Annotated in this window: 16 protein-coding genes; 9 read left to right on the top strand and 7 right to left on the bottom strand. The window is 72.5% G+C overall.

The features are described 5' to 3' along the window. On the bottom strand, nt 1-693 hold the full coding sequence (locus AB0A90_RS19735; RefSeq protein ID WP_357249564.1) for a DUF1223 domain-containing protein: 693 nt from the start codon (nt 691-693) through the stop codon (nt 1-3). A gap of 129 nt (nt 694-822) precedes the next feature. Between AB0A90_RS19735 and AB0A90_RS19730 the strand changes: the two genes are divergently transcribed. After that, on the top strand, nt 823-1125 hold the full coding sequence (locus tag AB0A90_RS19730; RefSeq protein WP_357249562.1) for a GNAT family N-acetyltransferase: 303 nt from the start codon (nt 823-825) through the stop codon (nt 1123-1125). A gap of 103 nt (nt 1126-1228) precedes the next feature. Here AB0A90_RS19730 and AB0A90_RS19725 read toward each other — a convergent pair whose 3' ends face one another. Together AB0A90_RS19725 and AB0A90_RS19720 are read right to left on the bottom strand one after the other, a co-directional pair. Further along, nucleotides 1229-2155 carry a 5'-3' exonuclease gene (locus AB0A90_RS19725; RefSeq protein WP_357249559.1) on the bottom strand — a complete coding sequence of 309 codons (927 nt, stop codon included), beginning with the start codon at nt 2153-2155 and terminating at the stop codon, nt 1229-1231. 58 nt (nt 2156-2213) lie between these two features. Next, complete coding sequence (locus AB0A90_RS19720) at nt 2214-2441, bottom strand: hypothetical protein (RefSeq protein ID WP_357249556.1); 228 nt, start codon at nt 2439-2441, stop codon at nt 2214-2216. Nucleotides 2442-2656: 215 nt separating this feature from the next. Between AB0A90_RS19720 and AB0A90_RS19715 the strand changes: the two genes are divergently transcribed. Further along, entirely contained in the window at nt 2657-3304 is a 648-nt protein-coding gene (locus AB0A90_RS19715) for a hypothetical protein (RefSeq protein WP_357249553.1), read from the top strand. A 55-nt stretch (nt 3305-3359) separates the two neighbouring features. Here the strand turns inward: AB0A90_RS19715 and AB0A90_RS19710 are convergent, their stop codons facing one another. Further along, nucleotides 3360-4625: an MFS transporter gene (locus AB0A90_RS19710; RefSeq protein WP_357249550.1), complete on the bottom strand. Its 1266-nt coding sequence runs from the start codon at nt 4623-4625 to the stop codon at nt 3360-3362. Between the two features lie 80 nt (nt 4626-4705). On the opposite strand from AB0A90_RS19710, the gene AB0A90_RS19705 reads away from it, so the two are divergent. Then, nucleotides 4706-5593, top strand: a complete 888-nt coding sequence (locus AB0A90_RS19705; protein WP_357249547.1) for a winged helix-turn-helix transcriptional regulator — start codon at nt 4706-4708, stop codon at nt 5591-5593. 37 nt (nt 5594-5630) lie between these two features. Here AB0A90_RS19705 and AB0A90_RS19700 read toward each other — a convergent pair whose 3' ends face one another. After that, on the bottom strand, nt 5631-6998 hold the full coding sequence (locus AB0A90_RS19700; RefSeq protein WP_357249545.1) for a glycosyl hydrolase family 18 protein: 1368 nt from the start codon (nt 6996-6998) through the stop codon (nt 5631-5633). A 200-nt stretch (nt 6999-7198) separates the two neighbouring features. Between AB0A90_RS19700 and AB0A90_RS19695 the strand changes: the two genes are divergently transcribed. The 3 genes from AB0A90_RS19695 to AB0A90_RS19685 all read left to right on the top strand — a co-directional run bounded on the left by AB0A90_RS19695 (nt 7199) and on the right by AB0A90_RS19685 (nt 10063). Continuing rightward, on the top strand, nt 7199-8308 hold the full coding sequence (locus AB0A90_RS19695; RefSeq protein WP_357249542.1) for a Xaa-Pro peptidase family protein: 1110 nt from the start codon (nt 7199-7201) through the stop codon (nt 8306-8308). Further along, nucleotides 8305-9447: an acyl-CoA dehydrogenase family protein gene (locus AB0A90_RS19690; RefSeq protein ID WP_357249539.1), complete on the top strand. Its 1143-nt coding sequence runs from the start codon at nt 8305-8307 to the stop codon at nt 9445-9447. The genes AB0A90_RS19695 and AB0A90_RS19690 overlap by 4 nt, the downstream gene beginning before the upstream one ends. Before the next feature lie 109 nt (nt 9448-9556). After that, entirely contained in the window at nt 9557-10063 is a 507-nt protein-coding gene (locus tag AB0A90_RS19685; protein WP_357249536.1) for an Lrp/AsnC family transcriptional regulator, read from the top strand. On the opposite strand, the gene AB0A90_RS19680 is transcribed toward AB0A90_RS19685, so the two are convergent. Further along, nucleotides 9993-10604 (bottom strand): histidine phosphatase family protein, encoded by a 612-nt coding sequence (locus AB0A90_RS19680; RefSeq protein WP_357249533.1) that lies wholly within the window; start codon nt 10602-10604, stop codon nt 9993-9995. The genes AB0A90_RS19685 and AB0A90_RS19680 overlap by 71 nt on opposite strands. A gap of 156 nt (nt 10605-10760) precedes the next feature. Between AB0A90_RS19680 and AB0A90_RS19675 the strand changes: the two genes are divergently transcribed. From AB0A90_RS19675 to AB0A90_RS19665, 3 genes are all read left to right on the top strand, one after another. After that, the gene (locus AB0A90_RS19675; protein WP_124856785.1) at nt 10761-10955 is read left to right on the top strand and encodes a CsbD family protein; all 195 of its coding nucleotides are present in this window, start codon (nt 10761-10763) and stop codon (nt 10953-10955) included. Between the two features lie 74 nt (nt 10956-11029). Next, nucleotides 11030-11365: a YnfA family protein gene (locus AB0A90_RS19670; protein WP_357249529.1), complete on the top strand. Its 336-nt coding sequence runs from the start codon at nt 11030-11032 to the stop codon at nt 11363-11365. A 63-nt stretch (nt 11366-11428) separates the two neighbouring features. Then, complete coding sequence (locus AB0A90_RS19665) at nt 11429-12292, top strand: polysaccharide deacetylase family protein (protein WP_357249526.1); 864 nt, start codon at nt 11429-11431, stop codon at nt 12290-12292. 3 nt (nt 12293-12295) lie between these two features. On the opposite strand, the gene AB0A90_RS19660 is transcribed toward AB0A90_RS19665, so the two are convergent. Beyond that, complete coding sequence (locus AB0A90_RS19660; RefSeq protein WP_357249523.1) at nt 12296-13240, bottom strand: NADP-dependent oxidoreductase; 945 nt, start codon at nt 13238-13240, stop codon at nt 12296-12298. Nucleotides 13241-13261 lie beyond the last annotated feature (21 nt).

Below are 13261 nucleotides of genomic sequence, written 5' to 3'. Positions count from 1 at the left end.
TTACGCGGTGGACAGGTCGACGGCGGTGGCGCCGAGGACGGCCCGGTTACCGTCCTCCTGCACGTAGCCGACCACCGAGGCCCCGCGAGGATCGAGATCGGGTGGTGTCGCCACCTCCACCCGTCCCCGCTCGGCGCGCAGGTCCACCGACGTGAAGGCGCGGACGACGTTGTCCTGTCGCAGCGTCCGCCCGGCGTTCTCCCCCCGGGCGATCTCGCTGTCCAGCCCACGTTCCACGATCGCCACGTGCAGCACCGCGCCCTCCGGCGGCGGCGCGCTCTGGTAGTCCACCGCCACCCGTCCGCCGAGGTCCTCCGCCCGGAGCGTGACCGCCGTGGTGGCGCTCGACGCCAGGGCGGACGCGATCGCACCCGCCGCACGCCGCCGGTCCGATCCGACGAACTCGACGGTGCCGTTGACGACCATCTGCGGTGTGTACAGACGCCCGGTGCCAAAGGCGCGGGCGTACGCCTCCTGCCGTGCGGTGTACGCCGCGTCCGCGAAACGGTCGGGCCAGCCCAGGTCGTCCCAGTAGTCGACGTGGAATCCGAGGGCGAAGACCGGCTGTCCCCGATCCCGGGCGTCCCGCTCGATCTCGGTCAGCACCTCCTCCGCGGGAGGGCAGCTCGAGCAGCCCTGCGAGGTGAACATCTCCACGACGGCGAAGCCGAGGTCTGTCGACGGGTTCGTCACCTGGCACGCCTCCTCCCGCGTCTCGACCGGCGGCGGTGCGTTTCCCGTTACCGCCGGGACAATGCGCGCGGCGTCACCTGACCTCGGCCGCGCGGTGAGCGGTGGCGGGGCGGGTGATTGGATGACCGGATGCAGACCACCGTGACAGACGCGCCGGAGCGGGAGCGATTCGAGGCGCGCGACGAGGCGGGGACGATCGCCGGGTTTGTCACCTACCAGTTGACCGGCAGCATCATCGCCTACACCCACACCGAGGTCGACCCGGCGTTCGAGGGCAGGGGCGTCGGCTCGACCCTGGCCCGCGCAGTGATGGACGACGCACGGGCCAGGAAGCGGACGGTCGTACCCATCTGTCCGTTCCTCGCCGACTGGCTGGTCAAACACCCGGAGTACGAGGGCATCGTGGTCCGGTCCACCCGAAAGATCAAATAGAGTGCGACGAGCCTGACCCGCGGTCGGCCGGCCTGGGCACCGGCGATCCGGCGCAGTCCCGGCGGCGGTCGGCGTCGGCGGTCCGGCGCGGCCGCCTCGACGGTCAGGCGTCGGCGCGGGCGGCGAGGGCGTCCACCAGCCGGCGGGTGGAGCCGGCCAGGTTCCAGCGGCCGGCGAGTTCGAGCAGCCGGTCCGGATCGACAGGAGCGGTCGGCAGCGCGGTGGGCAGCTCCGGCAGCGGCACGTCCAGCGCGACCCGGACCACCGTGGGCGCGACGGCCAGGTAGTCGCGGGCCGCGGCCAGCTTGGTACGCAGGCCCGGTGCGAACGACGAGTCGGAGTCGTCGAGCGCGGCCAGGATGCCGGCGATGTCGCCGTAGCGCTCGATGAGCCGGGCCGCGGTCTTCTCGCCGACGCCCGCCACGCCGGGCAACCCGTCGCTGGGGTCGCCGCGCAGTGCGGCGAAGTCGGCGTACCGGTCGGCGGACACGCCGTATCGGGACCGGACCGCCGCGTCGTCGCAGTCGTCGAGCTTGCTGACGCCGCGCCCCACGTAGAGCAGCCGGACCGGCCGCGCGTCGTCGATGAGCTGGAACAGGTCCCGGTCGCCGGAGACCACCTCGACCGGGCCCGGCTGGGTGACCGAGAGCGTGCCGAGCACATCGTCGGCCTCGTAGCCGGTCGCCCCGACGGCGGTGATGCCGACCGCGGCGAGCACCTCCAGGATCATCGGCACCTGCGGGGACAGGGTGTCCGGGACGATCTCGCCGCCCTGCGGGGCGACCCGGTGTGCCTTGTAGGACGGCAACAGCTCGACCCGCCAGGCGGGACGCCAGTCGTGGTCCAGGGCGCAGACCATCCGGTCGGCGCCGCGTCCGCGGATGAGGGTGGCGAGCATGTCGAGGAAGCCACGCACCGCGTTGACCGGGGTGCCGTCCTCGGTGCGGGCGGCGGACTCCGGGATGCCGAAGTAGGCCCGGAAGTAGAGGCTGGCTGCGTCGATCAGCAGGATCGGGGGTTGGTGTGCCACGCCGGACAGCCTGGCACAAGCCTCCGACGATCCGGGGTACGCCCGGCCGTCGGCGGTGTCAGCGCCGCTCGTCGTGCCGGTAGACGGTCGCGCGCCGGGCCAGGTGCTGCACGACGTAACTGGTCACCAGCAGCAGGATCGCGACAAGCACCTCGACCCAGGCCGCGACGCCGTCGGCCACGGTGACACCGATGATCAGCAGGACCAGGCCGACGAGCGCGAGCACTCCCGCCCACAGTTGGCGGCGTCGGCGGGTCGCCGCCCGGTCCTCCTCGTTCGGTGCCACGTGATCCTCCCGGCCGGCGACGCCCGCGCGGGCATCCCGGATCCAGGCTATGGCCCCGTCCGCCCGTTCGAACGGGAAATCACGGTGCCTGTGGGTGGCCCGGCCACGCCGTCGCGTCGGGGCAGCCAAGTCGGATCGTCATCGATACGCTCGTCGCGCAGCCGCGTCAGGACGGACCCGGCAGCCGGCCGGGTGCCGTGACGCGGGGAGAGTCGATGGACGAGTCGGGGGCGCGCCGAGCAGAGCTGCTCACTCAGGTGCGAGCCGTGTTGGCCCCGGGCGAGACCCTGCGGGAGGCGTGCTGGGTGGGCCGCGTCCCGGGCCGCCGGTCGGCGGGGGAGGTGTTCCGTGCGGCGTTCAACCCGCTTCGGGTGGCGGAGGGGCTGGCCGGGGACGCCGTCGGGGTTACCGCATCCACCGGGCCGGGGGTGGAGTGGTACGAGGCGGCCCGCAACGGGGTGCTCGGCGGTCCGCCGGGTTCGTTGGCGGTCGGGCTGGACGAGCAGTTGCCCGAGCCCAGCGTGGTGCGCGTGCTGGCGTTGACACACCGCCGGGTGTTGGTGCTCCGCCGCCGCGCGCGACCGGTCGGGACGCAGCTGGCCGCCGGTGGCGGTCTGCGGGATCGCCTGTCGGCGGCGGCCAGCCAGGTGCGGGCGGCCTGGCAGGGGCCCGGCCCGGTGGACCGCCATGCGCCACTGGAGGTGGCCTGGCAGGTGGGTCTGGAGTCGTTGGTCCGCCTCGACGCGCTGCCCGGCGGCATGCTCGGGCGTCTCGCCCTGCTCTTCGTGGACGGGTCGTGGATCGTGCTCGGCCCGCCGGACTCCGCGACCGCGTTGCGGATGGCGGCGGCGCGCGCCGGGTGATCCGCACGGCCCTCGTGGCCGCGGCTGGCCGAGAGTGCCTCCTGCGGTGCCGCCCTCACCGCCGAACGGCGGTGACCGGCGACGCGACGGGGCGCGGTTCGTCGTGGTCGGTGAGGTCGCGCAGGTGGCGGACGGGGGAGAGCAACAGCACCAGCGGCGCGCACACCAGTGTCGCCGCGAAGACGAACAGGGTGGCGCGGGCGCCGAGCGGGCCGGCCAGCGCGCCGGCGACCAGCCCGCCGACCGGGATCGCGCCCCAGGAGACGAACCGTACGGTGGCCATCACCCGGGAGAGCAGCTCGGGCGGGCTGGCGATCTGCCGGTACGTCCGGGTGGTCACGCTCAGCACCACCGTCCCGAGGGAGAAGACGACGCTGCCGGTGGCGAAGGCGGCGTACGCCGGCCAGCCGGTGCCCCAGGGGAGCAGGAACGAACCGGCGACCGTGGTGAACGCGGCGGCGAGCAATGCTCGGGCGGTGCCGATCCGCGCGGTGATGAGCGTGGTGAGCGCGGCCCCGACCAGTGCCCCGACTCCCTCGACGGCGAGCAGCACCCCGACCAGGCCGGCTGGTGCGTTCAGCTCGCGGAAGAGGTAGAGCGGGAAGAGTGCCAACTGTGCGCCGCAGACGAGGTTCATCGCCGTCGCGGCCCACATGCTCGGTCCGATCACCGGGTGGTGCGCGACGAAACGCCAGCCGGCGCGGATCAGCTCGCCGACCGGCGGCCAGCGGTCCGGCGCGTCGACCCGACCGGCGGGCAGCGTGCGCAGCAGTGCCGCCGAGACGAGGTAGCTGGCCGAGTCGACGAGCAGGGTGGGCACCGCGCCGAGCGTCTGCACCGCGAGCCCGCCGAGGGACGGGCCGCTGAGCAGGGTCACGGCGTGGGTGCCCGACGTGAGGCTGTTGCGCGACTGCAACTGCTCCCGTTCCACGATGCTGGGCAGGAAGGTCGAGTTGGCCACGTCGAAGAGCACGTTGGCGAAGCTGACCACGAGCGCGGTGACCACCAGGTGGGCGACGGTGAGTTGCCCCCACCACCAGGCAAGAGGTATGGACGCGACGGCGACCGCGCGGGCCAGGTCGGCGCCCACCTGGGCGCCGCGCAGCGGCAGGCGTTGCACGATGACGCCGGCGGGTAGCCCGATCACGAGCCAGGCGACGTAGCTGGCCGCGGTGATCACGCCCAGCTGGAACGCGGAGGCGTCGAGCACGGTGAGCGCGGTCAGCGGCAGGGCCACCGAGCCGACCGCCGATCCGACCATGCTGGTCGTGCCGGCGGTCCACCAGCGCCAGAAGGCTCCGGCCCGATCGTCGACGCGCATGTCGTCGGCCCCCGTTCGTCGAACCAGTGCGTTCCAATCTGGAACGCACTATAGTCGGTGGGGACCGACGGAGGTAACGGGTGCGGCGAGAGGATCTCGCCGATGCGGACTGCGGCATCGCGCAGGCGCTCGGCGTGCTGGGGGATTGGTGGACGTTCCTCATCGTGCGCGACGTCGCCGGGGGAACGACCCGCTTCGACGCGCTGCAACGCGAGCTGGGCGTCAGCCGGCGGGCGTTGACCGAACGCCTCGCCGCCCTGGTGCAGCACGGGGTGCTGGAGCGTCGGTCCTACTCGCGGCACCCACCGCGCTACGACTACCTGCTCACCGCTCGGGGCGAGGGGCTGCTGCCGGTGCTGATCGCCCTACAGGACTGGGGAACGAGGCATCTCATGGGTGACGGCGAGCTGACCGCGACGGCCGACGCCGACTCCGCCGAGGCGCAGCGGGCGCATCACCTGGTCGGGCGACGACTGCCCGAGGTAGCCCTGCCCGGTCCCGGCGGTCGGCCGGTCGCGTTGGCCACGATGGACACCTGGGCGGTCCTCTACCTCTTCCCCGGGGCGTACGCGCCGGGAACGCCCGGCTACCCGCCGGGCTGGGGGGAGATCCCCGGTGCCCGGGGCTGCACCCTGGAGTCGCGCACGTACGCCACGCGTCACTCGGACTTCCAGGCCGCCGGGGTACGGGTGCATGGGATCAGCACCCAGCGCCCGGACCAGCTCGCCGACTTCGCCGCGTACGCCGAACTGCCGTTTCCGCTGTTGTCCGACGAGGATGGCCGCCTGGCCGCGGGCCTGCTGCTGCCGGTCTTCCGGGCCGGCGGGGTGACCCGGTTCAAGCGGCTGACGCTGCTCGTCGACCCGACGGCGGTGGTGCGCGCCGTGCAGTTCCCGGTCACCGACCCGGCCGGCTCGGTGCAGGAGATGCTCACCCTGGCCCGGGAACACGCGGCGGTCCCCGGCTGACGCCTGGGCGTCGACCGGGGACCGGGGACCATGCCGGTCAGGCCGGGAGCGTCCAGCGCTGGTTGGCGCCGGCGAAGCAGTCCCAGATCTGCAGCCGGGTTCCGTCGGCGGAACTGTTGTCCGTGACGTCCAGGCACTTGTTCGACTGCGGGTTGCGCAGGGTGCCGTTGGACTGCGCCTGCCACACCTGGGCGCCGCTGCCGTTGCACTCCCAGAGCTGGACCTTCGCGCCGTTGGCGGTGGAACCACTGGCGATGTCGGCGCACTTACCGAGGGCCCGCAGCGTGCTGTCGCCGGCCACCGTCCACGTCTGCGCGGTGGTGCCGTTGCAGCCGTAGAGCTGGATGGCGGCGCCGTTGGCGGTGCTGGCCGCGGCCACGTCGACGCACTTGCCGCCGAGGCCGGTGATCCGGCCGGTACGCCCGGTCGGCGGCGGGGTGGTGCCGCCCATGATGGTGTCGTACATGGCGCTGAGCAGTGAGGTCGAGCCGCTGGTGTCCTGGCTCAACTCCCAGTTCATCACGCCGCCGGCGTTGGCCAGCGCCCACTGCGTCTTGCGCTTGACCGTCGGGATGCCGTTCCAGCACTGCTGCGACCCGCCGATGGTGGCGCAGTCCCGGTTGGCGTTCGCCGGGTCCAGGCCGACGATGTACGAGTAGTTGTAGTACACCGGGCGGCTGTAGAAGGGGATGCCGAGCACCGCCTTGCTGGCCGGCAGGCCGCGCGCCTTCCACAGGTTGATGCTGTTGATCGACCAGTCGTAGTTGGCGTGTGGGCTGCCGCCGTCGTACGCCATGATGTTGAGCCAGTCGACCTGGTTGAAGACGGCGGTCTGCACGCCCTGCACGCTGCCGCCCTCGGAGACCACGGCGGCGGTGAGCAGCTTGCCGCGGCTGTGCATGGCGCTGCCGAGCTGCGTCATGAGCGCCGTGTAGTTGTTGGCCGAGGTGCCCGGGTCGGGGTACTCCCAGTCCATGTCGACGCCGTCGAGATTGTACTGGTTGACGAAGTTGACCAGGTTGTTCACGAAGTTGGTCCGGCTGCCGGAGTTGGCCGCCAGGGCTTCGAAGGCCGAGTCGTTGCCGTCGTTCCAGCCGCCGACCGCGATCGAGACCTTGACGTTGTTGGCGTGTCCCTGCGAGACCAGCGAGGACAGCCGGCCCCCGTCGACTCCCTGCAGGCTGCCGTCGGCGTTGGGCAGGATGAAGGCGTAGTTGATGTGGGTGAGCTTGTTGTACTGGATGGTGTTGATGTTGCCGGCCCAGGAGGGCATGTAGCCGACGCTCTTGAAGTTGTTCGGCAGCACCACGGCCTGCGCGGCGGTGGAGGTGACGGTGAGGGTGGCGCCGGCGGTGGCCAGCGCGAGGAGGCCGGCGGCGAGGGCGCGGCGCAGTGGTGAGGACATCGGGGGCCTTCCCGTGGGCGGGGGACGACACCCGCCCACGCGGGTTGTCGCGGACGGGCGGTGCGGGACGCAGGAACGGGTGGGCCTCGAGGCAGCCAAATCTTAAAGAGTGTTAACTGTCCGCGTCAATCAACATCTGTGAATTCCCCGACACTGGTGCCCGTATGGGGGTTTACCCAAACGACCGTTAAGCTGATGGGGTGGGACTCGACGAGCTGTACCCGCCGGACCGGCTGATCGCCGCGCAGCGCGCCACCGCCGCTGCGGGGCTGGACGCCCTGCTGCTCACCCCCGGTTCCGACCTGCGGTACCTGACCGGCTACGACGCCCACGCGGGGGAGCGACTGACCTGCCTGGTGCTGCCCGCCCAGGGCGAGCCGACCCTCATCGTGCCCACGCTGGAACGCCCGGCGGCCGAGGCGGCACCGGCCACCGGCGTCCGCATCGTCGACCACCTCGACGGCACCGACCCGTACCCGCTTGTCGTCGCCGCCCTCGACGGCCCGCCGGCGGCGGTGGGGCTGGCCGACCGGATGTGGGCCGAGCAGGTCCTCGCGCTGCGGGCCGCCCTGCCCGGTGCCGCGCAACGCCTCGCCGGCGAGGTGCTGGGCGAGCTGCGCGTGCGCAAGTCCCCGGCGGAGGTGGCCGCGCTCGCCGAGGCCGGCGCGGCGATCGACGAGGTGCACCTGCGGATGGGGCAGTGGCTGCGCCCGGGGCGCACCGAGGCCGAGGTCGCCACGGACATCGCCGCGGCGATCCGGGCCGCCGGACACGTCCGGGTCGACTTCGTCATCGTGGCGGCCGGGCCGAACGGCGCCAGCCCACACCACGGCACCTCGGACCGGCCGATCGGCGTCGGAGAGCCCGTGGTGGTCGACATCGGCGGCACGATGGCCTCGGGATACCGCTCGGACTGCACCCGCACCTACGTGGTGGGCGGGCCGGCGCCGGCGGACTTCCTGGACTACTACGCGGTGCTGCACGACGCCCAGCGCGCCGCCGTCGCCGCGGTGCGGCCTGGGATCACCGCGACGGCCGCCGACGCCGCGGCCCGGGACCCGATCGCCGCCGCCGGCTACGGCCGCGCGTTCCTGCACCGCACCGGCCACGGCATCGGTCTGGACGGTCACGAGGAGCCCTACCTGGTGGCGGGCAACGACCGCCCGATCGAGGCGGGGATGGCGTTCTCCATCGAGCCGGGCGTCTACCTGGCGGGCCGGCACGGCGCCCGCATCGAGGACATCGTCGTCTGCACCACAGACGGCGTGCAACGGCTCAACACCACCCCCACGGAGCTCATCGCGCTATGACTGTCGACCGGATCCTCCCCACCGACGAGGCCCACGACCTGCTGGGTCTCGCCACCGAGCTCGCCGACCGCGAGCTCGCGCCGAACGCCACCGCCTTCGAGGAGCGCGCCGAATTCCCCCGCGGCGTACTCCGGACCCTGGGCCGCGCCGGCCTGCTCGGCCTGCCCTACCCCGAGGAGTACGGCGGCGCGGCCCAGCCCTACGAGGTCTACCTGCAGGTGCTGGAGATCCTGGCCAGCCGCTGGCTCGCGGTCGCCGAGGCGGTCAGCGTGCACACCCTGTCCTGTTACCCGGTGTTCGCGTTCGGCACCGACGAACAGCGCAAACTGCTGCCGGACATGATCGGCGGCGAGCTGCTGGGCGCGTACTGCCTCTCCGAGCCGCAGGGCGGCTCGGACGCGGCCGCGTTGAGCACCCGGGCGGTTCGCGACGGGGACGCGTACCTGGTGTCCGGCACCAAGGCGTGGATCACCCACGCGGGGACGGCCGACTTCTACAACATCTTCTGCCGCACCGGGGGACCCGGGCCGAAGGGGATCTCCTGCCTGCTCGCCGACGCGGGCACGGCCGGCATTCAGCCACAGGCCGCCGAGCGGACGATGGGACTGCGCGCCTCGCCGGTGGCGCAGATCGTCTTCGACGAGGCGCGGGTGCCGGCGGACCGGCTGATCGGCGGCGAGGGCGCCGGCTTCACCATCGCCATGTCCGCGCTCGACTCCGGTCGCCTGGGCATCGCCGCCTGCGCGGTGGGGCTGGCCCAGGCGGCGCTGGACTACGCGGTGTCCTACGCCCGGGAGCGGCAGCAGTTCGGCCGCTCCATCATCGACTTCCAGGGCCTCGGGTTCCTCCTCGCCGACGCGGCCACCCAGATCTCCGCCGCCCGCGCGTTGACCCTCGCCGCGGCCCGGCTGCGCGACGCCGGCCGGCCGTACGCGATCGAGGCGGCCAAGGCGAAGCTCTTCGCCACCGACATGGCGATGCGGGTGACCACCGACGCGGTGCAGGTGCTCGGCGGCGCAGGCTACGTGGCCGATCACCCGGTGGAGCGGTACATGCGTGAGGCCAAGGTGTTGCAGATCGTGGAGGGCACCAACCAGATCCAGCGCCTGGTGATCTCCCGGGCCCTCGCCCAGGGCTGAGGTCGGCCTGTGCTGGTGGGGCCGCGGCGAAGCCGCCGCGGCCCGCCGCTCGGGTGCCGCGTAGGGCGCTGCGTCGCCGTGCGGCGGTTTTCCCGGTAGGTTGCACGCCGTGGAGGAGATCGACCGCGCTATCGTCGCCGCGCTGACCGCCGACGGCCGACTGTCGTACACCGACCTGGCCGAGAAGGTGGGGCTGTCGGTGTCCGCCGTGCACCAGCGGGTGCGCCGGCTGGAGCAGCGTGAGGTGATCAAGGGGTACGCCGCGCGGGTGTCGTTCGAGGCGCTGGACCTGCCCCTGACGGCGTTCGTGGCGATCCGCCCGTTCGACCCGTCGCAGCCGGACGACGCGCCGGAGCGTCTCGCGCACCTGCCCGAGATCGACTCCTGCTACTCCGTGGCGGGGGAGGACTTCTACATGTTGTTGGTGCGGGTGGCCAGCCCCACCGACCTGGAGCGGTTGCTGCAGGAGATCCGCACCTCGGCCAACGTGACGACCCGGACGACCGTGGTGCTGTCCACCCCGTACGAGAACCGGCCGCCGAAGGTCACCGCTGCGGTATCGAGTCGGTCGCGGTCCCGGGCGCCGGAGGAGCCGGCTGGTTCCACCGCAGGATGACCTGCCGGCCGTGCTCGTGACCGAGCGCGCTGACCGTGGCGGTTTCCAGGCGCAGTCGTCCGCCGGCGGACGGGGGCAGGCCGATCCAGCGAGCGCCGAGCACGCGCAGGCTGTGCGCGTGGCCGACAAGCGCGACGGTGCCACGGTCGAGCAGTGGGGTGACCCGGGCCAGCACCCGGTCGAGCCGTTCGCCCACCTGCGCGGGTGACTCTCCGCCGGGGCAGCCGTCCGTCCAGATGTTCCAGTGCGGGTCGTCGGCGTGGATGTCGACGGTGGTGCGGCCCTCGTACTCGCCGTAGTTCCACTCGCTGAGGTCCTCGTCGACCCCGTCGACGGTGAGCCCGGCCAGCTGCGCGGTGCGCAGCGCCCGGGCGCGGGGGCTGGCCAGCACTGTCGCGAACCGCCGGCCGGCGAGGAACGCGGCGAGGGTGCGGGCCTGCCGCTCGCCGTCGGGGGTCAGCTCGAGGTCGGTGTACGAGGTGTGCCGGAGGCTGGCGCTCCAGGTGGTCTCGCCGTGCCGGATCAGCAGGAGCTCTCCCATACGGCCAGTTAACCATCGCGGCCGTTGCCGGCAGGCGACCCTCCCTCAACCTATCTTCCTAGGATGCCTGAGCGGGTGTGCCGACCGGCACCACCGGTTTCGGCACCCGGAGACCGGGCAAGCGAACGAGGACAACCGCCAGACCGAGGAGGCGCGATGAGCTTCACCGAGAAGGCCAAGAACAAGGTCGAGCAGATGGCCGGCGCAGCACGTGAGCGCGTCGGCGACATGACCGACAACGAGCGGATGCGTGGCGAGGGCGCCAGCCAGGAGAGCGACGCGCGCGCCAAGCAGGCCGGTCAGAACGTCAAGGACGCCGGTCGCAACATGAAGGACTCCTTCACGAAGTGACCTGAGCGGTCCACGGGTCCCCGGGCGGCATGACCGCCCGGGGACCTGTCGCGTGCTGCGGTTAGTGTCGGCCGGTGACCGTGCTGCGTTCCCTGGTGTTGTTCGCGCTGGCCGCGGTGGCCGAGATCGGCGGCGCCTGGCTGGTCTGGCAGGGCTGGCGGGAGCAGCGTGGGCTGTGGTGGATCGCCGCCGGCGTGGTGGCGCTGGGCTGTTACGGCTTCGTCGCCACGTTCCAGCCGGACGCGAACTTCGGCCGGATTCTGGCCGCGTACGGCGGGGTGTTCGTGGCCGGCTCGTTGGGCTGGGCGATGGTGGTCGACGGATTCCGTCCGGACCGGTGGGACCTGGCCGGTGCGGCGCTGTGCCTGCTCGGCGTGGCGGTCATCATGTACGCCCCCCGCGGTACCTGAGACCCTTGCCGCCCTGCGCTTCGGGGACGGTGAGCGTTCTTCGCTTCTGCGATGATCGGTGGCGTGAATCGACCTCGGCTTCGCTTCCGGTGGGGCGTACTGGTGGCGGCGGCTGTCCTCGGCAGCGCCGCGTGCTCGGCGTCCCGGGTGCCCCCGACGGAGCGCCCGGCCTTCGTCGGCTCGTCCGCCACCACTGCGGCCCCGTCGGCCAGCGCCGCCGCACCGGCTGTCCCGGGTGCGACGCGGGTGGGGACCCGGGCACCGGTGGTGGATCACGGCCCGCGTACCGGTGCCAAGGTCGCGTTGACCTTCGACGCGGACATGACCGACGGGATGCTGGCCAGCCTGCGGGCCGGCCGCGTGAAGTCGTACGCGAACCTGCGCATCCTCGACCTGCTGGAGCGGGAAGAGGTGCCGGCGACGTTCTTCCTGACCGGCAAGTGGGTGCAGCGGTATCCGGATGTGACGCGGCGGATCGCCGGCAATCCGCGCTTCGAGTTGGCCAACCACACCTACGGGCACGCGGCGTTCACCGCTGACTGCTACGACCTGCCCTCGCTGCCGGTGGACAAGTTGGCCGCCGACGTGGCGAAGACGTTCGAGGTGATCAAGCCGTACGGGGGTCGGCAGACCCGGTACTTCCGTTTTCCGGGGTTGTGCCACGACGCGGCGACCCTGGATGCCCTGGCGCCGCTGGGTGTGACTGTCGTCGACGGGGACGTGGTCAGCGGCGATCCGTTCGCGACCGCGTGGAAGCCGCTGGTGCGGGCGGTCCTGGACCACGTCCGCCCCGGGTCGGTCGTGATCATGCATGTGACCGAGGCGAACGCGGCGATGACCGATGAGGCGTTGCCGCACATCCTGGCCGGGCTGCGGGAGCGCGGGCTGGTGCCGGCGCCGTTGTCCGAGGTGCTGGCGAAGGGCTGAGGCTCAGCTTTCCGGCACGTCGTCGACGGTCAGGACGATCTTGCCGCGGCGGGATCCGCGCTCGGCCGTCTGGTGTGCGTCGGCCGCCTTCTCCAGGGGGAAGGTCGCCTCGATCGGCACCCTGAACCGGTCCTCGGCGAACAGTTCGGCGACGGCGCCGAGACCGTGCCGGCCGTCGGGCTCACCGGCCAGTTGGCCCATGGACAGGCGGATGCCGTACGTGGGGGCGGTGAAGTCGGCGAGGGTGACCACTGCTGTGGGGTCGTCGGTGAGGCGGAGCAGTTCGGTCAGGGACCCGGCGCCGGCGACGTCGAGGGCGCGGTCGATCCGGGTCACTCCCAGGGCGTCGAGGCGGTTGGTGAGGTCGGGTCCGTAGGTGACCGGTGTCGCCCCGAGCTGGCGGAGGAAATCGTGATTCTCGGCGCGGGCGGTGCCGATGACGTGGACGCCACGGGCGGCGGCGAGTTGGACGGCGATGCTGCCGACACCGCCGGCGGCGCCGTCGACGAGGAGCGTCATGCCGGGCCGCAGGTCCAGCAGGTCGAGGGCCCGGGTGGCGGTCTCGATGCTGGTGCCCGCGGCGCCCGCCTGGGCCCACGGCATGGCGGTGGGCTTGTGCGCCCAGAGCTGGAGTACCGCGAACTGTGCACTGGCGCCGCCGAGCCGGGCCAGTTCGACGATGCCGAAGACGTGGTCGCCGACTGTCACGCCGTCGACGTCGTCGCCGATCTCGTCGACGATTCCGGCCGCGTCGACGCCGGGGATGTGTGGCAACGGTAGCTGGGCGCTCATCGGGGTGCGGCCGGAGCGGAGGCCGACGTCGACGGGGGAGACCCCGGCGGCGTGGACACGGATGCGGATCTGGTCGGCCCGCGGTTGTGGCGCGTCGGTGGTGCCGAGGTGGAGTACGTCGGGACCGCCGAACTGGTTGTACTGCACGGCGAACATCAGGGGCTCCTCTGCCTGGTT

The organism is Micromonospora sp. NPDC049204 (genome assembly GCF_040647935.1).
In the GTDB taxonomy this organism is placed as follows: Bacteria; Actinomycetota; Actinomycetes; order Mycobacteriales; family Micromonosporaceae; genus Micromonospora.
This window is presented reverse-complemented; position numbering and strand designations above follow the sequence as displayed.